Origin of the sequence: Enterococcus sp. RTP21361st1_A6_RTP21361_211029, from assembly GCF_040910045.1 — a bacterium.
In the GTDB taxonomy this organism is placed as follows: domain Bacteria; phylum Bacillota; class Bacilli; order Lactobacillales; family Enterococcaceae; genus Enterococcus_D; species Enterococcus_D gallinarum.
In genome coordinates, this window is the sequence record NZ_JBDGBK010000029.1 from 16,732 (window position 1) to 36,950 (window position 20,219).

Annotated in this window: 20 protein-coding genes; 3 read left to right on the forward strand and 17 right to left on the reverse strand. The window is 41.6% G+C overall.

Going from position 1 to position 20,219, the window contains the following annotated elements:
- Positions 1 to 140 precede the first annotated feature (140 nt).
- Together AB5Z52_RS07275 and AB5Z52_RS07280 are read right to left on the reverse strand one after the other, a co-directional pair.
- Positions 141 to 323 (reverse strand): hypothetical protein, encoded by a 183-nt coding sequence (locus AB5Z52_RS07275; RefSeq protein WP_003125992.1) that lies wholly within the window; start codon positions 321 to 323, stop codon positions 141 to 143.
- Between the two features lie 20 nt (positions 324 to 343).
- Positions 344 to 1,567, reverse strand: a complete 1,224-nt coding sequence (locus tag AB5Z52_RS07280) for an MFS transporter (RefSeq protein WP_003125991.1) — start codon at positions 1,565 to 1,567, stop codon at positions 344 to 346.
- 258 nt (positions 1,568 to 1,825) lie between these two features.
- Here AB5Z52_RS07280 and AB5Z52_RS07285 point away from each other — a divergent pair, with 258 nt between their 5' ends.
- Positions 1,826 to 2,482 (forward strand): Crp/Fnr family transcriptional regulator, encoded by a 657-nt coding sequence (locus AB5Z52_RS07285; RefSeq protein WP_003125990.1) that lies wholly within the window; start codon positions 1,826 to 1,828, stop codon positions 2,480 to 2,482.
- A gap of 68 nt (positions 2,483 to 2,550) precedes the next feature.
- On the opposite strand, the gene AB5Z52_RS07290 is transcribed toward AB5Z52_RS07285, so the two are convergent.
- The 14 genes from AB5Z52_RS07290 to AB5Z52_RS07355 all read right to left on the reverse strand — a co-directional run bounded on the left by AB5Z52_RS07290 (position 2,551) and on the right by AB5Z52_RS07355 (position 16,513).
- Positions 2,551 to 2,943 (reverse strand): OsmC family protein, encoded by a 393-nt coding sequence (locus tag AB5Z52_RS07290; protein ID WP_003125989.1) that lies wholly within the window; start codon positions 2,941 to 2,943, stop codon positions 2,551 to 2,553.
- Positions 2,933 to 3,829 (reverse strand): ATP-binding cassette domain-containing protein, encoded by an 897-nt coding sequence (locus AB5Z52_RS07295; RefSeq protein ID WP_137264362.1) that lies wholly within the window; start codon positions 3,827 to 3,829, stop codon positions 2,933 to 2,935. Before AB5Z52_RS07295 ends, AB5Z52_RS07290 begins: the two co-directional genes overlap by 11 nt.
- Positions 3,826 to 4,698 carry an ABC transporter ATP-binding protein gene (locus tag AB5Z52_RS07300; protein WP_005470890.1) on the reverse strand — a complete coding sequence of 291 codons (873 nt, stop codon included), beginning with the start codon at positions 4,696 to 4,698 and terminating at the stop codon, positions 3,826 to 3,828. Before AB5Z52_RS07300 ends, AB5Z52_RS07295 begins: the two co-directional genes overlap by 4 nt.
- Positions 4,699 to 4,703: 5 nt before the next feature.
- The gene (locus tag AB5Z52_RS07305) at positions 4,704 to 5,534 is read right to left on the reverse strand and encodes an ABC transporter permease (RefSeq protein WP_003125985.1); all 831 of its coding nucleotides are present in this window, start codon (positions 5,532 to 5,534) and stop codon (positions 4,704 to 4,706) included.
- A complete protein-coding gene (locus AB5Z52_RS07310; protein ID WP_005470889.1) occupies positions 5,531 to 6,493 on the reverse strand; it encodes an ABC transporter permease in 963 nt (320 codons plus the stop codon). Before AB5Z52_RS07310 ends, AB5Z52_RS07305 begins: the two co-directional genes overlap by 4 nt.
- 310 nt (positions 6,494 to 6,803) lie before the next feature.
- On the reverse strand, positions 6,804 to 8,384 hold the full coding sequence (locus AB5Z52_RS07315; RefSeq protein ID WP_003125983.1) for an ABC transporter substrate-binding protein: 1,581 nt from the start codon (positions 8,382 to 8,384) through the stop codon (positions 6,804 to 6,806).
- Between the two features lie 15 nt (positions 8,385 to 8,399).
- A complete protein-coding gene (locus AB5Z52_RS07320; RefSeq protein ID WP_003125982.1) occupies positions 8,400 to 9,215 on the reverse strand; it encodes a MetQ/NlpA family ABC transporter substrate-binding protein in 816 nt (271 codons plus the stop codon).
- A gap of 266 nt (positions 9,216 to 9,481) precedes the next feature.
- Positions 9,482 to 10,573, reverse strand: coding sequence for an aminotransferase class I/II-fold pyridoxal phosphate-dependent enzyme (locus AB5Z52_RS07325; RefSeq protein ID WP_288551751.1), 1,092 nt, complete (start codon positions 10,571 to 10,573; stop codon positions 9,482 to 9,484).
- Between the two features lie 321 nt (positions 10,574 to 10,894).
- Entirely contained in the window at positions 10,895 to 11,848 is a 954-nt protein-coding gene (metA, locus tag AB5Z52_RS07330; protein WP_005470886.1) for a homoserine O-succinyltransferase, read from the reverse strand.
- A gap of 572 nt (positions 11,849 to 12,420) precedes the next feature.
- Positions 12,421 to 13,191 carry a C39 family peptidase gene (locus AB5Z52_RS07335; protein ID WP_368243541.1) on the reverse strand — a complete coding sequence of 257 codons (771 nt, stop codon included), beginning with the start codon at positions 13,189 to 13,191 and terminating at the stop codon, positions 12,421 to 12,423.
- A 215-nt stretch (positions 13,192 to 13,406) separates the two neighbouring features.
- Complete coding sequence (locus tag AB5Z52_RS07340; RefSeq protein ID WP_003125974.1) at positions 13,407 to 14,021, reverse strand: hypothetical protein; 615 nt, start codon at positions 14,019 to 14,021, stop codon at positions 13,407 to 13,409.
- A 254-nt stretch (positions 14,022 to 14,275) separates the two neighbouring features.
- Positions 14,276 to 15,178 (reverse strand): 16S rRNA (adenine(1518)-N(6)/adenine(1519)-N(6))-dimethyltransferase RsmA, encoded by a 903-nt coding sequence (gene rsmA / locus AB5Z52_RS07345; protein ID WP_003125972.1) that lies wholly within the window; start codon positions 15,176 to 15,178, stop codon positions 14,276 to 14,278.
- Complete coding sequence (gene rnmV, locus AB5Z52_RS07350; protein ID WP_005470883.1) at positions 15,175 to 15,750, reverse strand: ribonuclease M5; 576 nt, start codon at positions 15,748 to 15,750, stop codon at positions 15,175 to 15,177. The genes rsmA and rnmV overlap by 4 nt, the downstream gene beginning before the upstream one ends.
- Positions 15,740 to 16,513: a TatD family hydrolase gene (locus AB5Z52_RS07355; RefSeq protein WP_003125970.1), complete on the reverse strand. Its 774-nt coding sequence runs from the start codon at positions 16,511 to 16,513 to the stop codon at positions 15,740 to 15,742. Before AB5Z52_RS07355 ends, rnmV begins: the two co-directional genes overlap by 11 nt.
- A 187-nt stretch (positions 16,514 to 16,700) precedes the next feature.
- On the opposite strand from AB5Z52_RS07355, the gene AB5Z52_RS07360 reads away from it, so the two are divergent.
- Both AB5Z52_RS07360 and AB5Z52_RS07365 read left to right on the forward strand, forming a co-directional pair.
- Entirely contained in the window at positions 16,701 to 17,381 is a 681-nt protein-coding gene (locus AB5Z52_RS07360; protein ID WP_005470882.1) for a hypothetical protein, read from the forward strand.
- A gap of 359 nt (positions 17,382 to 17,740) precedes the next feature.
- Positions 17,741 to 18,601, forward strand: a complete 861-nt coding sequence (locus AB5Z52_RS07365; RefSeq protein WP_005470881.1) for a metallophosphoesterase — start codon at positions 17,741 to 17,743, stop codon at positions 18,599 to 18,601.
- Positions 18,602 to 18,666: 65 nt separating this feature from the next.
- On the opposite strand, the gene AB5Z52_RS07370 is transcribed toward AB5Z52_RS07365, so the two are convergent.
- Positions 18,667 to 20,219: iron chelate uptake ABC transporter family permease subunit (locus AB5Z52_RS07370; protein WP_368266861.1), on the reverse strand; the 1,553-nt coding region annotated here is incomplete at its 5' end.

The following is a 20,219-nucleotide window of genomic DNA, read 5'->3' on the forward strand; positions in this document are numbered from 1 at the left end:
TAGTGGTCTTCAATTTTAGTCCCTTTAATGACAGCTGTTTTTTAAGAATCGTTCGTTTTTTTGCCGTATCTTGGGCAAAAATTAAGGCAGAGCAGTAATGGAACCCAATACCACTGCTCTGCCACTTTGATTAACGTTGATCAGCCAATGATATTATCGTTGATCAACACACGCTTGATGTTTTTCAATTCATGAGCAATCTCAACTTGCTCGATCGTCAAACGTTGATTTACTTCTTCCATCGAATGGATTTCTTTGTTCAATTCATTGACATTGTTTACCAAATTTTTCAGTGCTTCTAAAATCAATTGATTACTGTCCATTATTCCTACACTCCTTGTCTTTATTCTTCTCTCGAACGTTCTGAAATAGCGGCGCTTTCGACGACTTTTTTTGTTTTATAAAAGAATTTGTACAGTACAATAACAACGACCGGAATCACTCCGCAAATGATATAGATTTGAGAATAATTAAACATCCCCTTTAAGCTACCTAATGCATAAGGACCGACACCTAATCCTAAGTCTAGACCAATGAAATAAGTAGAAAGTGCAACACCGATCCGATGAGAATCGACTTCTTTTAGACATACGGCTTGTCCATTAGACATGAATGTACCATAGCCAAGTCCAACAAAACAGCCAGAAATCAACAGCATCAAGCTATTGCCAGTAATACTCAACAAGAACAATCCTAATGTCAAGAAGATAAAACTTGGATACATCACTGCATCTGCACCACGACGATCAAACAAGCGACCTGTCATTGGTCGAGTGAAGGTTACGGATAATGCATAAACAACAAAGAAGAATGCGCCTGCGGTTTCTAGGCCAAGGTTTCCGGCATAAATAGAAAGGAAACCTAATACACTGGAATAAGACAACCCAATCAAAAAGGCCAGACCTGAAATAAACAAGACTTTTGGCTCAACAAAACTGCTGAATGACCATTTCTTTAGTTCTGCTCGGTGTTCTGGTGTTAAGGAAATATTTTTCACTGGGAAAGCGAAACAAGCAATGGCTGTTACTATCGAAAGAGCAGTTGCTAATAGGATAATAAAATCAAAACCAAAAGAGGGTAACAGCAGCATTCCGATAAATGGACCGACAGCAGCTGCTAAACTCGTGCTTAATCCATAGTAGTTGATTCCTTCTCCATGTTTTGAAGAGGGAATGTACGCCGTAACAATTGCATTTGCCGCTGTAGACACTGCTCCATAGGCGAAACCATTCAAGAAACGGACACCATCCAAAATCATGATATTCGATGAAATCAAATAAGCCGCCGTAGTTATGACATAAAAAATCATTCCCCAACGTAAGATGGCTTTTCGTCCAACTAGCTCCAATACCTTACCAATATACAAGCGGGCAATCAATGTTCCTATAATATAGATCCCTGCTGCAAACCCAGCTTGTGCAGCGGAAGCCCCTAATTCTTGCGTAGCAAACTTTGCCGTGATGACGACAAAACAATAATAGACCAGAAAAACAATAAAATTAATCAATGTAATAGTAATAAAACCTTTGTTCCATAGTTTTTCTGTTTGTTGCTCCTGTTCTGACATGTTGTGTTTTGCTCCTTTTTTATTGTTTATTTGTTTCATCATCCTCTTTCTCAGATGACAGGTCTAACTATACCTGATATTTCAAGAGCGCAAATTCGCTTTTGTTGCTGAAAAAACGCAAAAACATAATACATTAACATTTGTTATTGCTTTTTGAGTTAGAATGTTCTTTAATTAAAAAAGAATATTCACCCAGATTTGGCGAATGTGACTGTTCATTGAAAAGGAAACACTATAGGAATAAGAGGAGTGCTTTGTTTGGTAAAACAGCTATTAATGGACTATTTAGAACAAAATAATATTCCAGTAGTCATACGTAAAAAAAGAAGTTATTTGACGTATGAAGGAATCCCTGATCGTTATGTCTATATTTTGAAAAAAGGGATCATCAAGACAAGTGTCGTCACTCATGAGGGGCGTGAATTCAATTTGCGCTATATGAATGATTTCGATATTGTTTCTCTTTTTAAAGATGAATCTTCACAAGAAGTCGAAGCGCCCTTCAATGTGCGTGTCGAGTCAGAAGAAGCCGAATTATATAAGATCGTGCGCGATCAATTCTGGACAGATGTCAATCAAAATCGGGCGTTACAAGATTATGTCAAAGAGTACTATCGCAAAAATCTAATGTACTCCATGAAAAAAATGCAGCAAATGCTGATGAATGGCAAATTTGGTGCGGTCTGTACACAATTGAATGAATTATACGAAACCTTTGGGGTACCAGTGGGTGAAGGAACCTTGATTGATTTTGAGGTAACCAATGAGGAAATCGCCCGCTTTTGCGGTATCACTTCAGCAAGTAGTGTCAATCGAATGATGCAGCGGTTGAGAGAAAGCGGTGCTATCAAGACTCAAGACCGGAAACTGTTGGTTTTAGATATCGGGTCAATTCGCGAAAATATTATTTATTAAAAAAGGCAGCTAGTCGAATTTCTTTTGACTAGCTGCCTTTTTGTTTAACGTGTTTTGTGTTGTTTGAATTAAATGAAATGAACTGTTTCTGCTACCGTGATCGTTGGATCTAATGATTGGATGACTGGACAATTCGGAGAAACGAGTTTGAGACAGCGAATGGCTTTTTCTTGATATTCCGCTGAAATCCGCGCATAAAAATTGATCTGGATCGAAGAGATCGGCTCTGCTTTCTTCGTAGAATCTCTCGTATAACTGACTTCGATTTTTTCAATCTCAGCAGGCACATGAGAATTTTCCAAAACAGAAGTATACACATAACCGCCACAAGCTGCGGCTGCAGTTACAAGCATCTGAACCGGTGAGTATCCTAGTTCTCGAGCCAAGACCCAGTTGCCATTTTGCTGTGGTAATTCTAATTTATCTTTTCCTTTAACCAGTGTTAAGGTTTCAACTGCCATTTTTTTCTCTCCTTACATAATGTTCTTTTTCTACTTCTATCCATTCAAAAAGAGGACTTAAAGTGATCGTTTCTTGGATGTCTTTCTGATCCATTGCTGCTCGAGCCAGAATTGGATCAGCGATTGGTGCTGCTGCCAATAGTTTCTTTGTATAAGGATGCTGAGGGCTTTCAAAGAGTCGTTTTGTTGGCGCCAATTCAACCAATTTTCCTTGATACATGACTGCGGTGCGGTCACTGATATGACGGATCACGGATAAATCATGGGAAATAAATAAATAGGACAATGAAAATTCTTTTTGCAGCTTTAGAAGTAATTGAATGATCTGCGCTTGAATCGACACATCTAATGCAGAAGTTGGTTCATCACACAAGACAAAGGCTGGTCGATTAACGACTGCTCGAGCAATCCCGATCCGTTGACGTTGTCCACCACTGAAATTCCGAGGAAATTTATGGATGTCCTCTCCTTTGATTCCAACGATCGCAAGTATCTCTTTAGCCTTTGCTCGTGCAGTGTCTTTCGTTTCTTTCAGTAAAGGCTCCATCACTAACTCCAAAGCAGTCATTCGTGGATTCAACGCAGAATAAGGATCTTGAAAAATTACTTGCATCTGCTGATAGCGTTTCTTTTGTTCCTCTGGTGGCAAACTTGCCAGCTCTTGTCCCTCAAAAAAAACTTTGCCTGCAGATAAAGTTTCCAGATTCAAAATACTACGGCCTAATGTTGTTTTACCACTGCCTGATTCTCCTACAAGGCCTAGAGTTTCGCCCCGATGGATCGTCAAACTAACATTCTCTACTGCGCGCACTTCTGTCACTACCCCACGCCAGTTTTTGCTTCGAAACGTTTTGCTGGCCTCTTCGACTCGTATCAATTCCTTCAATTGCTTGCCCCTCCTTCCCAAACACGATGCGTCTCAGAGATTTCCCGAACGTGTAACACATCAGGAAGTTCTTCCTGATAGTCAAAGACAACTGTTTCTTCTTTATCCCCTAAGTGGGCGGCCTCGAGCAGTTGCTTCGTATAGAGATGCTGAGGTTGATAGAAAATTTCTTCAGTAGTCCCTTCCTCTACCACTCTTCCTTGGTACATCACCTTGATAAAATCACACATGCCAGCGACAACCCCAAAATCATGGGTCACCAGAACGACCGAAAGGTTCTCTGCTCGCTGCAATTGCTTGATCAATGCCAAGATCTGAGCTTGAATCGTTACATCTAATGCAGTCGTTGGTTCATCTGCAATCAGCAACTTCGGCTGTGCCAACAGTGCCATAGCGATCATGACCCGCTGCCGCATCCCCCCTGATAATTCATGGGGATACTGCTTCATCCGCTGTTCAGGAAGGGGGATCCCTACCTTGTTCAACTCCGCAATGGCAATTGTTTGCGCAGCTTTTTTTGACATCTTCTGATGTCTGCGAATGACTTCAATCAAGTGATACCCGATGGTTCGCAAAGGGTTCAATGATGTCATTGGATCTTGAAAAATCATGGCTAGCGGTAATTTGCTGCGATCAACAACTGGTTGGCCTTCAAAAACAAACGAGTCAAAGGAGTCGGAGATATTTTCTGGTAAGATCCCCATCACGCTTTTCATCGTCATACTCTTGCCACTGCCTGATTCACCGACGATCCCCACGACTTGTCCTTTAGGAATGACTAGGTCGATTTCTTTCAGCAGCTGCTGATCTCCTTGTTTTCTATGAAAAAACACGTTTAAGTTTTTCACCGTCAGTAATGGCTCTGTCATGCTTGCTACACCTCCCGCTGCAAGACACGTTTGATCATGTCCCCCAGATTATTAAATGAATAGATGGTAAAAATCACGAATAAGCCGGGCAGAATTGCCATATAAGGGGCTCGTTGCAAACTGCTTTGGGCATTTTGCAGCAAACTCCCCCAAGAAGCCATTGGCTGTTGGATTCCCATTCCCAAAAAACTCAACGCAGATTCTGTCATGATCGCTCCTGAGATGCTGGCAGAAGCTGCCACGATCAGCGTAGGTAAAACTGCTGGAAAAATATGGCGGAAAATAATACTAAAGGATGTCCGACCAATAAACTTACCATAGACAACATATTCTCTTTCTTTCGCAGCAAGTGTTTCTCCCCGAATCAGACGAGCGATATTCATCCACGAAAAGCCTCCAATTACAATAATGATCGTCGTCAATCCCGGACGCAGAAAGACACTTAAAACAATCACTAATACCAACCAAGGAATGGAAGACAAAACATCAACAAGACGCATCAAAAGACTGTCCACCCAACCACCAAAGTATCCAGCAGCTAAACCGACCATCGTGCCGATCAATGTCGCTGTAATCATCGCTAGTACTCCCACTAATAACGAGACCCGACCGCCGTAGACAACTCGAATGAAATAGTCTCGTCCAACTTCATCCGTTCCGAACAGATGGGCCCAGCTAGGTGCTTGGGACATATTGCTGACATCCGTCGCATTCGGATCGATTGGAATCAAAGGTGCCGCTAATGACAACAAAATCAGCAACGTCAAAAAGATAAAAGAAAAGGCGTAAACTGGAGAAGAGAAAATCGCCTTTCTGATTTTCTTCAATCGTTTCATGAACGATTCCCTCCTTTACGTATTCTTGGATCAACAATCGAATAAAGAACATCCGCCAATAGATTGCCTAAAATAACTAAGGTCGCTGACAGCAACATGATTGCCATGATAACGGGATAGTCCAAACTTTTCGTAGCACTCATCAAATAAGGACCGACCCCTGGCCAGCCATAGATGGTTTCTGTAATGATTGCTCCTGTGACCAGCATTGGCAGTGCCAAACCAATTTGCGTCACGATCGGGATCAACACATTGCGACTGATATGACGGCTAAAAATCTGCCATTTCGTAGCGTGAAATGCCTGCTGTACAACGACATAATCTTCTGATACTTGTTGCGTAGCTGAGGCGCGAATGTACCGAGTTAATTCTGGGAAAAAAGCGACCGTCAGTGTTGCATAAGGCAAAATAAAATGTTGCAGAAAATCGTTGAAATCTCCTTCTTTTCCAACAGTATACATCCCAATGATAGGAAACAGATTCAGCCGATACCCAAAAAGATAAATCAAAATCATTGCAAACCAGAATGTAGGCACCGCGATTCCTAAAGAAGCAATACCGTCGATCAGACGATCCCATACTTTTCCCTTGTTTGCTGCCGCCAACAGTCCGAGTAAAATTGCTAACAGCAATGCAGTCAGATACGCTGGCAGAACCAGTCGAATCGTATTAGGGATTCTGACCGCTAATTCTTGAGCGATACTGTTCTGGGATACTAATGAAAATCCCAAGTTCCCTGTAAGGATGTTTTTGATCCATAGAAAGTATTGCACTAGAAATGGTTGATCCAATCCATAGCGTTGCCGCAACAGATCAATTTGCTCTTGTGTCATATTTGGCGTTGTGATTGAATCGATCACATCATAAGGTGCGATATGAATCAGTGAAAAAACGATGAATGAAATAACGAATAGCAGAGGAATAGCCTGCAATACTCGCTTCATAATATATCGGAACATGGTTTCCCTTCTTTCTCTCAAAAAAAATCATGACAGAAGGCAGCTAGACAGATAACAAATCGCATGCACCAGAGGAGCAAGAACCTAAGTATTTCATCCAACTGATATCCGAAGAAACTTGAGATGGCTCCTGTCATACAAGAGCGGTTGTACCTTCAGCGTCTACCTCTATCTCAACCATTTCAGGCATTTTCATCTGGATGTTACTTAGGGCACAGCCCAACTTCTTGGTGCAGATCCGCCAACTTTAAAGAAGGCGAATCCGTCTATGTTTTCCGTCTTTCTTTGACTTCTGTCACAACCATTCATGTTACTTGATCGTCAATTTTGACATATCTTCAAATGTGTAGATTGGAATCAAGCCAGCTTCTTCTACATTGGCAATGCGATTGTTGACGGCTAAAATCTTTTTATTATCTACGATAGGATAGATTCGAGCATCATCAGCAATGGCTTGTTGCAGCTGGTCATATAACTCTTTCCGTTTTGTTTCATCTAACTCAACCGCTGCTTTAGCAAACAAATCATCGGTAGTATTGTTCTGTGTTTGGAAATAATTTGAGCTGCCATCCGTTTTGAAAAGCATACCATAAAGATCTGGATCATTTCCCATGATATAGCCGCCTAAAAATAAATTGTATTTTGTCGAACCGGCTTTTTTCAATTCTGTAAAGATCGCTGTTCCATCGCCGCCTTCCAATGAAACGTTGATACCTGCTTGCTGTAATTGTTGTTGAATCAATGTTGCCTGAATCGTTTGCGCAGGATCCGTTGAAGTAAATGCTAGATTCAGTTGGAGATTGGATACACCCGCTTCTTGCAAAAGTTCTTTGGCTTTTTCCACATTTGTTTCATATTTTTCCACGTCTTCGGTCGCGTAAGGATTGTTCGGTGGCAAGAAAGAATATGGCGTATCAAAATATTCATCACTCAAATACGCTGCCTGATTCATTTCATTTTTGTTCAAAGCATAAAGAACCGCTTGTCTTACTTTGACATCTTTGAGGGCATCAGAATGAGTATTCAATCCTAGATAACCAACCCGATTTTCAGTATACGGATATACTGAGATCATTGATTCATCCAAATCTTCAATATCAGAAGGCAAGACAACTGCCGCATCTACTTCGCCTTTTTGTAAAGCGACTTTAGCCGTATCAGTACTTTCAATGATCCGCAACGTCACATTTTTGATTGCTGCTTCGCCGCCGTAATAGTTTTCATTGGCTTCAAAAGTAAAATATTCGCCGCGCTTGTATTCCTTTAATTTGTAAGGCCCTGTTCCTACGGGGGTTTCAGGCAATTCGCTAACAGAAAAATCAGTCACATCTTTATAAATATGTTCAGGAATGATATACGTTTCAGTTGCGATATTATTTAATGCTGCTGCACTTGCAGAAGGTAAAACAAACTTCACTGTATAATCATCAACTTTTTCAATGCTGACCGGTTTTCCATCTACCCATAACGCATCTGCATTGCCGTTTTCTTTTTTCACTTTTTGTTCATAAGTAAAAACAACATCCTCTGCGGTAAAGGCTTCGCCATCTGACCATTTCACATCTTTTTTCAAATGAACCGTCAAGGACAAGCCATCCTCAGCTGGCTCAACCGAATCTGCTAGTGCATTTTGGGTTGTTCCATCCGCTTCAACAATCACTAAAGGAGAATAGATCATGTTGGTGACAGTCAGCCCCCAACGGTCACTCGTATTGATTGGATTCGTTGACGTTGGATCACCGCTGATCGCATAAGTGAACGTGTCTTTATCTCCTGCTTGAGTTGAAGTTTTTGTTGTTGAATCTTGTGTACTGGATGAGGAGCACGCAGCTAAGAATAAACCTATACTGATAATCGCTGTCCCAATCAATCCTTTTTTCCAATTTTTCATCGTTCTCCTACTTTCTTACCATACAGGTATACTTGATTTTTTTGTTACTTTATCAATAATTTCTTTGACTTCATCTGTTTGATAATACTTGATGATCGTCTGATACGTCTGATTTTCTTTTTCCTCCGCTCGGGCCGCGATCACATTGTAATACGGTTTGGACGAATCTGCGACAGGCTCTAAGAAAATCGCATCTTCTGTTGGCACAAATCCGGCATCAACAGCCATCCCATTGTTAATCAATGAAATATCGACATCCGTTATTGCTCGCGCGGTCTGATTGGCATCCAGCAACTTGAACGTCAGCTGCTTCGGGTTATCGGTGATATCATTCGTCGTTGGCAGCAGACCTTTTGATTGATCCAATGTGATCACCCCGGCCGTCTGCAGCAACAATAATGCGCGGCTCTCATTTGAAACGTTATTTGGTAACGCGACAGTAGCACCATCAGCCAATTCAGCAATGTCTTTGATTTTGTCTGAATAAATCCCCAGTGGATTGAGTGTGGTATAAGCAATCGTTGTATTGGAATATCCGCTTTCCTGATTGACATTATCCATAAAAATCTCTGTCAAGGCTGCGTGCAGATCAATCGAACCGTCCTCTAGTGCCAGGATGGGCTGACGATAATCAGTAAATTTAACGAGCTGTAGATTGATTTGCTCTTTTTCCAACAATTGTTCCTGAACATATTCCCAAGCTTCATTTTGCTCTCCAACAACCCCAAGCTTTACTGTAGTTGCCTCTGAGGCAGGTTTGCTGCAGCCTGCCAAAGCAAAAACCAATACGCCTAAAAATACGCTAACCCATTTTTTCCAACTTATTTTCATTTTTTTCTTCCCCTTTTTCCCCCTTTGAGCGAAGCCTACAGAAGCAACGATCCCTTTCTTGTGATTGTCGCAAATAGACGCAATGACTGGATAGAATACTTAGTACTTAACTACAACTTTACATTTCCTGCTGTAGTCAGTTGATCATCGGACTAACTATTCATATGTAGTGTAACTTTATCTTATACACCAAAAACTGTCAATAAAGAAACTCTAGTAAAGCCTTGCGCTATATCTTTCTATAGTACTCGCAAAAAGGGGTTTTTTTAGATGTAAGACAATGCCTGCTTAAGATCCGCAATCAAGTCCTGACTATTCTCGATCCCAATAGAGAGCCGCAAGAGATCCGGCGTCAAACCATAGGACTCCCGTAATTCTTTAGGGATATCTGCATGTGTCTGCGTCGTAGGATAAGTGATGAGACTTTCAACTCCGCCCAAACTTTCAGCAAATGTAAAAATTGAGAGTTCCTTCAAAAATGAACGGACTTTCACTGCCTCCTTTAACCGAAGACTGATCATACCTCCTACACCAGGATACAGTACGTCTTTGATTGCTGGCTGGCGTTTTAAAAACGCAGTGATTTCTTTTGCGTTTTGCTCTTGTCTTTCAAACCGTAACGGCAACGTTTTTAAACTGCGAATGAACAACCAACAGTCGAAGCTGCTTAAAGTTGGGCCAGTGGTATTGGCAAGATAGGTCAAGCGTTCACCAAGGGAGACTTCTTTTGCAATGATCACACCAGCCAAAATATCATTGTGACCTGTCAGGAACTTGGTCCCAGAATGAAGAACGAGGTCTGCGCCTAGTTCCAACGGTTTTTGTCTCAATGGTGTCAAAAAAGTATTGTCAACGATGAGTAAAGCATTGACTTGATGCGCGATCTCGGAGACCGCAGACACATCGATTTCTGTCATCAATGGATTTGTCGGAGTTTCTAAAAAGACCGCCGCAATCGTTGAACTGATTTGTTCTTCAAGTTCGTTTAGCGTATTGAAATAGTGAAAATAAGCAATCTGGCGCGCTTGTAACTCTTCAAAAAAACGATAACTACCCCCATATAAATCTCTTGATACGAGAAATTCACTGCCGCTTGGGAAAAGTTCAAAAATCAATGCGATCGCACTCATACCTGAGCTCGTGACGATTCCTCGAGCGCCATTTTCTAAGGTAGCCAGCCCGGATTCTAATAGCTCTCTCGTCGGGTTTTTGGTACGTGTATAATCATAACCGGTACTTTGACCTAATTCAGGATGCGCATAGGTGGTAGAGAGATAGATTGGTGCACTGACAGCTCCCGTCGCTTGATCCGAACGATTGCCTAGTTGTGCTAAAAAAGTCGTCATATCAACAGTCATAATCGTATTTTCCTTTCTTGGTTTAGTGTGCTCAATGAAGCGGGATAAAGTCGTTGTCGCAAAATTCTGACGATAGTAGTGAAACTAGTTGCCTTAACTGCCAAATTGTTCGTTGATGAGTAGAATGAAGCAATCATAGCCTTTTGTGAAACAATGAAGCAAAATGAGCTGTTTTGATCATTCGCTGTGGAAAACCTGACCATTGATGGAGGGTAGAAGTAAATGAGTACAGCAGTCACTGGTTTAAAACTAGCGGGCTTTTCAGATCAACCTTCTTTGTCTAGCGCTCTTTTGTTTCACTGAAAAAAACATTGACTAAAGTCACTGCCGCCTATGTCCGCCCTCCCATTCATTACCTATATAATAACCAGTACGCGTTGGCAGAATCTGTAAATCATAGGGCGTGCGCTGGTAGGTTTCGTGGATCCAGTTACTGAAAAACAAGGACGCATGCCCTCGCCAGCGATTGATGACCGTTCCTTGCTGGTCGGAAAAATAATTTTTGGGGAGTGCCGTTTTGAGCCCTTTGGCTTTATCTCGCAAATATTCTTCTTTCAACGTTTCTGTATAGTATTCCAAATGCCCTAAAAGAAAACTATTTTTATGGTCATGGGAAACTAAGAGTGCTGGACCGGTCTCTATTCCTGTAACAAGCACATTCAGAGGTGCAAGTGGCAGCTGCGCCTCATTGATCCCCGTATAACGAGAATGGGGCATCATGAAGGAATCATTAAACCCTCGTATCAGCGGATGAGCCTCGATCACTCGCTGTTCAAAAATACCAAAAAGTTTTTGCTTATGAAGCACTTTTTCGATACCATAATGATAGTACAGCCCAGCTTGTGCTCCCCAGCAGATATGCAATACCGATGTGCAATTTGTTTGACTCCAAGCCATGACTTCCTGAAGTTCCTGCCAATAATCAATCATTTCAAAAGGCATTTTTTCGACTGGTGCTCCTGTAATGATCAAGGCATCGAAACGTTCCTCACTGACTGCCTTAAATGCGACATAAAACTTGTCTAGATGAGTCGAGCTAGTATTTTTGCTTTCATGTTGCTGCATTTTCAATAATGTTACTTCGATTTGCAAAGGACTTTGGGACAAAAGCTGCAACAATTGATTTTCTGTAGTGATTTTTTGCGGCATCAAGTTGACGATCGCAATTTTCAAAGGGCGAATTTCTTGTTTGATAGCTCGCTCTTGTTGTAAAGCAAAAATGTTGTGCTTCAAAATAGCTGCTGCCGGTAATTCTTTGGGGATGATGATTGGCATCTTCTCACTCCTTTTTCAATCGACTCCTATGAACATTTACTTTTTATTACCTTATCGTTTCTCGTGGTTTCACCTATCGTTGCTTCTGAACATGGTTGGTTCAGTGTGACTTGCATGCCATGCTTTGCATGTCAGTCGCAGTGATTCGAGACGTGGTGACTACGTTCCCTTCGGTCGCCTAGTACTGTTCATCATCTGCTCTGCCATGCTTTGCATGTCAGTCGCAGTGATTCACAGCAAAAAGTCGTCCCTTTTATCGTTAATGTAACGATAAAAGGGACGACTGACTCGTGTTACCACCCTAATTCGTGCTGCCTTTGCAGGCGTGCACCTCAACAGTACCAATGATACTTGGCGCGTTATCGGGCGCATACCGTCTATTTGGCGTGAACCAAATAAAAACTCAGAGCTCATCTTCAACGCCTGTCTCATGTCTCCTTTTTCACCAACCGGAGTCTCTGTACCTTCAACGTAGCGCTTACTCTTCTCTTCAACGTTTCATCTCTATTTGTAATTTCTAAGAATTATAATCGTTCTTTCATTCAATGTCAATCCGCTTTTAAGACTTTGGCTTATTTCTTTGAAAGATAGAGATATTGTTGATCCATTTGTTCATAGATTTCTTGCAGATCATCTCGTGAGACTTCACGATCCTTGTAGCCATAAGGATCGTTGACATACATTTTGTCTCCATCTATTCCAGTAATAACAACGGAATGGATCAATGTCGTTTCGTAGATCATTCCCGATTGCGTCGGCCACTCAAAAAAATCAGCATTGGTTGGTACTTGCAATTCAAGGGTAGCAATCATCCAGATAGGCGTGCCCTGCTCCAAAACTTCAATAATCTCATCAAAAGATTTGTCTCGACCACTTACCACTTGATAGGAAGCCCCTACCATCTGGCTCGCAACTTTGGCGATTGGCTCTACCGCAACCCCCATTGCTCCATCGCCGCCATAAATATTCCCAACAAAACCTTCTCGTGGGTCTCCTCGATGAGTTTCATCTGCGTAAACAGGGACATAGTCTAATTTGGCAGCCAGCTCATTTTTATTTGTATCATACCCGTAGAAATTCAACAGCATGGATAAAGCAGTGACTTCACAGCCATTTCCTAAATATTCTGGATCAAATTGGCTTGCCAATGGTACATCTAATCGAATCACGGGCTCTTCTTTTTCTGCAGTCAGATCCAGTCCTGATATCGAAGTCACCGATTGTGCCGCTTGTTCTTGCTTCTTCACATAAGGAGTTGCTCCAGCTTTATCATAGAAAAGCCAGATAAAGAACAAACTAAAGGTGAGCAGACCTAAAAGCAAACTAATGCTTTTCTTTTTCATCAGTTTACTCCTTTCTTCTTTGACTATTATACCTTGAATGTCAAAGGAACGAAAAGAATTTATGTTTTAGAACCATAATTTAGGAAAACAATGCTTCTCAAAGCGTTGAATCCAATGATTTAGACCATCCCTAAATGAGCATAAAAAGAAGCTAAGAGAACATGGAGAAAGTTCCCCTAGCATTTACCATTACGCTTTGTATTTGTTGTCTAATTCTAAGAAAGGACTTGTTTCTTTTTTCCTAGTAATAGTTTTTTTGCGCTTGAAAAGGAACGAATATCGAACTGTTTGCTTAGTGCCCCGGCAACAAAATAGGCTAAGTTATAATCTATCAAACTATGGATCAAGCCACCGATACCCATCAAGACAAACAAGAAGTAGTAAAAATTGCCATCAAACGCGGTGCCTGGTACATTGCCGGTAAAATAGAAAACAGCTACAACAAGCATTTCCACAATAGAATGGATAAGGCCAATCACAAGATTAAAGGCTTGAAAACGAGCATTGAATAATGTTGGCTTGCCGTTCTTTAATAAAATACTTGGATTTTTTTGTAAATAAAATGCCCCGATCACGGCAAAAACAACGTGCGACAATGCCCGCAAAGCAATGATCGGCGGTAATGTGATAAAAAAGCCAAATGTGGTACCTAAAGCTACTGCTATCGCCATCCCTGGTGAAAAGAACATCGCCACAAACAATGGCACATGGCTAGCTAAAGTAAAGGAAGCCGGCCCGATGACGATCTTGGGCATCACCATTGGAATAACGATTCCCATACCAATCAAAAGTGCTGCAATCGTTAAATGACGTACTGAATGTTTCTTCATGAATAATTCCTCCTTCAATGTGTCTTGACACATTTATCTCGCTCATTGTAGCTTGAAAACACCAAGGTGTCAAGACACAAAAAAACAGGACGATGACCTAAGTATGAACAGACAAAAATACCTGAAGGAGATAAGGTAGCGAATTCTGTTAAAAGTGCCCCTTGAACCAACGATACGGTTGGAATAGGTCCTTTCCCCTTTCCTTCAGATATTCAGTTTGTTGCCTCACTTATGCCACAGCCCCTGCTGTTTCATTATTCATTTATTTCAAGTCCCTTTTTGTGCGCCAGCATTTCATTGCTCAAACGTGCGAATTCTGCTAATGACAATGTCTCTCCGCGACGAGTTGGATCAATTTCACTGGCAGCTAAACTCGCTTTAAGCCATTCTTTCGTTTTTTCATCTTTTCCATAGGAATTCTGCAGGTTATTCCACAACGTTTTCCGTCGTAATTGGAAGGCTGCCTTCGTCAACTTGAAGAATTCTTTTTCATCTGTTACTTCAACCGCAGGAGTTGCACGACGAGTCAGCTTCAAGATTGCGGAATCCACATTTGGTTGGGGCACAAAAACCGTCTTAGGGACAATGAAAGCAAGCTCTGCTTCCATGTAGTATTGGACAGCGATCGATAAAGAGCCATACGCTTTCGTTCCTGGAACAGCTGAAATACGGTCAGCCACTTCTTTTTGCATCATGACAACCATTTCTTGGATTGGTGCCTGTGATTCTAAGAAATGCATCATGATCGGCGTCGTAATATAGTAAGGAAGATTCGCTACGACTTTGATTGGCCGTTCATCGGTAAAAGCTTCTCTGATCATTGTAGACAAGTCTGCTTGTAAAACATCTTGATGAATCACTTGAATGTTCGAATAAGGAGCCAATGTATCTTGTAAAACTGGAATCAAACGGTCATCAATCTCAAAAGCCAGGACTTGACGCGCATGTTTCGCCAATTGCTCGGTCAGAGCGCCGATCCCCGGTCCGACTTCTATCACATTTGTTTGATCATCGATTGCAGCAGTCGCAACGATTTTGCGCAAAATATTAGGTTCAGTCAAGAAATTCTGCCCCAGGCTCTTTTTGAAGGTAAAGCCATGTTTTGCTAATATTTCTTTCGTTCTTGATGGGGTTGCAATATCCCTTTGTTCTTTCACAATTCTTCCTCCACTATCTTCATTGCTTCAGCCAATTCTGTTTCAGTAATCCGAAACATGGCAAGACGTTTTTCCAACTGTTTGGCATTCGTATAACCGATTCGTAAAACATCTCCGAGTTTTTCCCGTTTTGCTCGTGCTTGCTCACCAGCAATCAGCCCATAGCTTGCTAAAACTTGACGAGAAATTTTCTCACTCTCGTCTTCATCTTGCTGACTGACTGGCGTGACGACTTTGCGAAGTGCTTCTCTAAGCGCTTCATCACTAGCGTGTTCCACACCTAAACTGCCCTTTTTCTTTGGTGCAGCTTGGCTTCGAGGCAAAAAGGCATGTTGGGCAGCCGGGACAGCTTCCATTATGATTTTACGAATTTTTTCACCCGAAAAATCAGGGTCCGTAAAAACGATCACGCCACGAGTCTCTTGGGCATGTTCAATTTGACTTAAGATGGTTTCGTCAATCGCTGATCCGATCGTTTCAATCGTATCGACATCAAACACTTCTTGCAATCGGCGCGTATCGTCTTTCCCTTCGACGACAATGATCTCTTCGATTCTCCATCTATCCTTCATAAAGGTTGAACAACTTCTCAGCATTGATACACGTTTGCTTGGCGACTTCCTCAAAAGACATCTGACGCAGTTCCGCGATTTTTTCGACTACATAGCGGGTATACCCTGGTTCATTGCGTTTTCCTCGGTAAGGCATTGGTGCAAGATAAGGTGCATCAGTTTCGACTAATAGACGATCGATCGGAACCACTTGCGCAGCTTCTTGGACATCCAACGCCTTTTTGAAGGTCACTACACCACTAAATGAAATGTGCATACCTAGATCCAAAAAGCGCTTTGCCCATTCGCCATCACCACTGAAACTATGCATGATGCCGCCGATATCAGTGATTTTTTCTTCTTTTAAAATCTGGTACGTGTCTTCGATCGCTTCTCGGGTATGAATACTGATAGGTAAATGCATCTCTTTAGCGATCGCGATTTGCCGACGAAAGACAGCCGATTGTACCTCTTTTGGATCTTCCATCCAATGATAGTCCAGTCCAATTTCTCCTAAAGCTACAACTTTGGGTTGTGTCAGGCGCTCTTGGATGAATGCCTCAATCTCTTTTGTGTAAGATCCCGCTTCTGTTGGGTGCCATCCAATGATACTGTATATCCCATCATATTCTTGACTTAATGCCAATGACTTTTCAATCGTAGGTTGATCAAATCCGACAACTGCCATTTTCGTTACTCCTAGCTCGTGAGCTCTGGCAATCGTTTCGGGAATCTCTTCATTAAATTGTTCTGCATTTAAATGTGTATGTGAATCAAAAATCATAAAACTTCCTCCTTGTTTCCTCTATACTCTAGCATATTTTGCGGCTTTAAGAAACGAATCCTTCTTGTTTTTTCATTTGCTAAAGAAAGTTTTCAGCAATCAAGAAAAATCAGCCCAAAGGTGGAGGGAGAAAAAAAGCCAGTCGATTATAATAGACCTATGATCCATCAGATTCGGAGGTGAAAAGATGGAAAAATCAAAACCATTTACAAAATGTACTTTACGGCAACGCTATCACTATTATCGTCAGCAAAATGCTCATCAACAATTTAACGGGAATTTTCAACAAAACTTCCAAAAAGATTTCCCAAGTTTTGCTAACTGGCTTAAATTGCAGCAAAAGCCGATTGCCAAAGATCAAACAGCGACATTTTCTCACTGGTTCTTACTGATTCTATTTAGTTTAGTGACTGTAGCCACATTTACCCAACAGCTCTTATTTCTTTTATTTGTTTTTGTCATTGCAGCACTAGTCAAAGGTCCTGGAATGATTCTCTGGGGAGTTGTCTATTCGTTTCTAGTGACACTCTTTCCTCCTCTTGGTTTGTTGCTTTCAGCGCTTTTCTTTCTGCTCACTCTCAGGCAGTTGACAAGAAACTTGACCTTTATTTTTACAGCTGTGTACTTTTACAGCTACCCTTTCTTGATCACAGCGATTCATCATTTTACAACATTCGATGATCAATGGATCATGATTGCAGCGGTTATTTTTGCCTTGATCAGCGGGCATCTTTTGTTTAAGCGAAATTATCAGTTTGCCTCTAGTAAAGCAGTTGCTTGGCGACTGATCACCACTCCTTATGATTGTTTGACTGCATTGATTCCTTCAAAGAAAGGACGCCGATTACAACGACTGCGAAACAAATGATTTTTCGGAACCTAAAGCTTGATTCCACGCTGACATTGAAACTGATTTGCCAACATTTAAGATCCATGCCTAGTGGAAAAGGACGCGGACATGAACACTTAGACTTCCTACAAAGGGCTTCTGCAATGCAGGAGCCCTTCGCCTATTATTTAAGATGTGCTTGACTGCTGCTCTTGTTATCTAAGCTGGATATTTTCATCGTTAAACAAAAACAATGGAAAAAGTAAATTTGTTTTTTTATTTTTTGAAAATCAATAAAAAAAAGGAAAAAAATTTTTACTGAATGTCTTTTGTTTGATTGCTTTTTTGGGGTGAATCTACTATGCTATTAGTTAGCTAAACAAAAAAGGAGACCCGCTATGCTGACCTTCATTTTTATCTTTTCCTTCCTTGTGGGCTTGCTTTTTTACGCCTTTATTATTGAGCCGCGCCGATTAAAACAGCGGCATTATTTGATCAAAAAAGAAAAGCAAACGGTCCTTGATATTTCCAAAGCCTATGATCTTTATCAAAATGAACAGAATGTAGTAGTCGCACATATCAGTGATCTACACTTTTCTCGTTGGTTCAAACCGCAACGCATCAATCGTATCATCCGTTCCACGATCTTAAACAAACCTGATTTGATCATCATCACGGGTGACTTGATCGACAATTACCGTAAGTGGCCTCACCGTTCAACCAGCCGCCTCATTGAAAAGTTAAAGAAATTGAATGCGCCAATGGGGAAAATCGCTGTATTAGGAAATCATGATCATTTGAATGATGGGCAATATTTTGTGAATGAAGTGTATGAAAACGCCAATTTCACCTTGTTGGACAATGAATCTGTATTTGGTTCTGATGAGAAAACCTCGATGAATATCGTAGGGATCGATAGTGCGAGCAAAAGCGCCCACTACCATTACGAGCCAACCTTAGCAGAATGGCAGATTCTCTTGATCCATGAACCTGACTATGTCTCTCGAGTAGACAACATTCGTGACTATGATCTCGTTCTATCCGGTCACAGCCATGGAGGCCAGATTCGTGTGCCCTTTTATCGTGCGAAAACGAAAGGCGCCCTCAAATACACAGATGGTCTCTATCTTTTGGCCGCGAACACACTTCTAAGTGTGTCCAATGGTGTGGGGACCACGGCGATTCCAGCGCGCTTTGCTGTGCCGCCAGAAATCACATACTATCATCTCGTGCCCGCCGAAAAACATGCTGTAGCCTAAAACAAGCTCTTAAGTGATCCTCCTATCTCGTTTGGATAGTTAGGATACTTAAGAGCTTGTTTTCGTTATTGGCGTAATCCGTTATAGATCGTCTCCAAATTCCACTTCATCATCGCATAATAACTATCGCCATCTTGTCCAGGTTCAGCGATGGAGTCTGTAAAGACAGTGCCGTAGATCGGAATACCTGAATCCCGAGACACGCTTTGCATTGGGCGAGTATTAACGCTACTCTCGACAAACAATGAAGGAACTGCCGATGCTTGCAATTGGTCGACTAAATTCTTGATCTGAGCAGGCGTTCCTTCTTCTTCGGTGTTGATTTCCCAGATATAAGCGGATGGCACACCATAGGCCTTCGAAAAGTACTTAAAGGCGCCTTCACTTGTCACGATCAATTTCTTTTCTTCAGGAATTGAAGCAAAATTATCTTTCGCTTGTTGGTCTAATTCGGAAAGCTGCTGCAGATAGTGTTCCAAGTTTTCTTGATAGCCCCCCTGATTTGCAGGATCTTTCTTACTCAATTGTTGGGCGATATTTCGCGCATAGATCATCCCATTTTCCAAATTAAGCCATGCATGAGGATCTGCCTTTGTATGATCAGCATCATCCGATAGATACAGGACTTCTACGCCATCACTGACGGCAAAATAATCTTCACCCGCTTTTTTGTTGGCGTTGTTCATTAATTTAGTAAACCAGCCGTTGCCGCCCGTCTCTAAATTCAAGCCATTATAAAATAGAATGTCTGCATCAGTGGCTTTTTGGACATCTTCTGACAGTGGTTCATATTCATGAGGGTCACGCCCTATAGGAACGATGCTGTGGAGATTGATTTTGTCCCCGGCGATGTTTTTGGTCATATCTGCTAAAATCGAATTGGTCACTACAACATTTAATTTGTCATCAACGGTTGCCGCCTGCTCTGCTTGCTGATAAATCAAGAATCCTCCTGCAACAGCGGCAGCAGAAACCATTGCCGTGGTCAGCCAGCGTTTGGCAGGACTCGTTTGTTGTTTTGGTGAAAAGAGAAATCCTAAGACAAACAAAACAGCTGCAGTGAGGACAATGCTTGATCCGGCTGCAATATTAAAGGAATAACCGATAAATAACCCAATCACAGAAGAAGCACCGCCTAGAATCCCTGCAATCACCATCATATGGCTAAGGCGTTTTGTAAATAAATAAGCAGTTGCTGCTGGCGTAACCAGCAAAGCTACAATCAAGATCGTACCGACACTTTGCATCGCAGTAACGGAAACTAGTGTCAAAAGCAGCATCAACAAGTAATGATATACCTGTACATTCATTCCAAAAGCTTTCGCCATCATCGGATCAAAAGAAGTGATCAGCAATGGCCGAAAGAAGATCATAATCAGTGCAATGACCAGTAAAGCAATCGCAATCGTGACCCATTTATCCCCCTCTTGGACTGCGAGCACATTTCCGAATAAGATATGAAACAAATCCGTAGAACTGTTAGCTACGCCAATCAAGATCACTCCCAAAGCTAAAAAGGAGCTGAAGGTGATCCCGATCGCCGTATCACTTTTGATCAAACTATTGTTAGAAATATAGGTGATAATGATCGATGCAAGAACACCAAAGAAAATTGCTC

Bases quoted from the DNA above. Each gene is read 5' to 3' on its own strand.
- AB5Z52_RS07275 (WP_003125992.1), bottom strand. From the start codon at position 323: ATGGACAGTAATCAATTGATTTTAGAAGCACTGAAAAATTTGGTAAAC.
- AB5Z52_RS07280 (WP_003125991.1), bottom strand. From the start codon at position 1,567: ATGTCAGAACAGGAGCAACAAACAGAAAAACTATGGAACAAAGGTTTT.
- AB5Z52_RS07290 (WP_003125989.1), bottom strand. From the start codon at position 2,943: ATGGCAGTTGAAACCTTAACACTGGTTAAAGGAAAAGATAAATTAGAA.
- AB5Z52_RS07300 (WP_005470890.1), bottom strand. From the start codon at position 4,698: ATGACAGAGCCATTACTGACGGTGAAAAACTTAAACGTGTTTTTTCAT.
- AB5Z52_RS07305 (WP_003125985.1), bottom strand. From the start codon at position 5,534: ATGAAACGATTGAAGAAAATCAGAAAGGCGATTTTCTCTTCTCCAGTT.
- AB5Z52_RS07310 (WP_005470889.1), bottom strand. From the start codon at position 6,493: ATGTTCCGATATATTATGAAGCGAGTATTGCAGGCTATTCCTCTGCTA.
- AB5Z52_RS07315 (WP_003125983.1), bottom strand. From the start codon at position 8,384: ATGAAAAATTGGAAAAAAGGATTGATTGGGACAGCGATTATCAGTATA.
- AB5Z52_RS07320 (WP_003125982.1), bottom strand. From the start codon at position 9,215: ATGAAAATAAGTTGGAAAAAATGGGTTAGCGTATTTTTAGGCGTATTG.
- AB5Z52_RS07325 (WP_288551751.1), bottom strand. From the start codon at position 10,573: ATGACTGTTGATATGACGACTTTTTTAGCACAACTAGGCAATCGTTCG.
- metA (WP_005470886.1), bottom strand. From the start codon at position 11,848: ATGCCAATCATCATCCCCAAAGAATTACCGGCAGCAGCTATTTTGAAG.
- AB5Z52_RS07335 (WP_368243541.1), bottom strand. From the start codon at position 13,191: ATGAAAAAGAAAAGCATTAGTTTGCTTTTAGGTCTGCTCACCTTTAGT.
- AB5Z52_RS07340 (WP_003125974.1), bottom strand. From the start codon at position 14,021: ATGAAGAAACATTCAGTACGTCATTTAACGATTGCAGCACTTTTGATT.
- rnmV (WP_005470883.1), bottom strand. From the start codon at position 15,750: ATGAAGGATAGATGGAGAATCGAAGAGATCATTGTCGTCGAAGGGAAA.
- AB5Z52_RS07355 (WP_003125970.1), bottom strand. From the start codon at position 16,513: ATGATTTTTGATTCACATACACATTTAAATGCAGAACAATTTAATGAA.
- AB5Z52_RS07360 (WP_005470882.1), top strand. From the start codon at position 16,701: ATGGAAAAATCAAAACCATTTACAAAATGTACTTTACGGCAACGCTAT.
- AB5Z52_RS07365 (WP_005470881.1), top strand. From the start codon at position 17,741: ATGCTGACCTTCATTTTTATCTTTTCCTTCCTTGTGGGCTTGCTTTTT.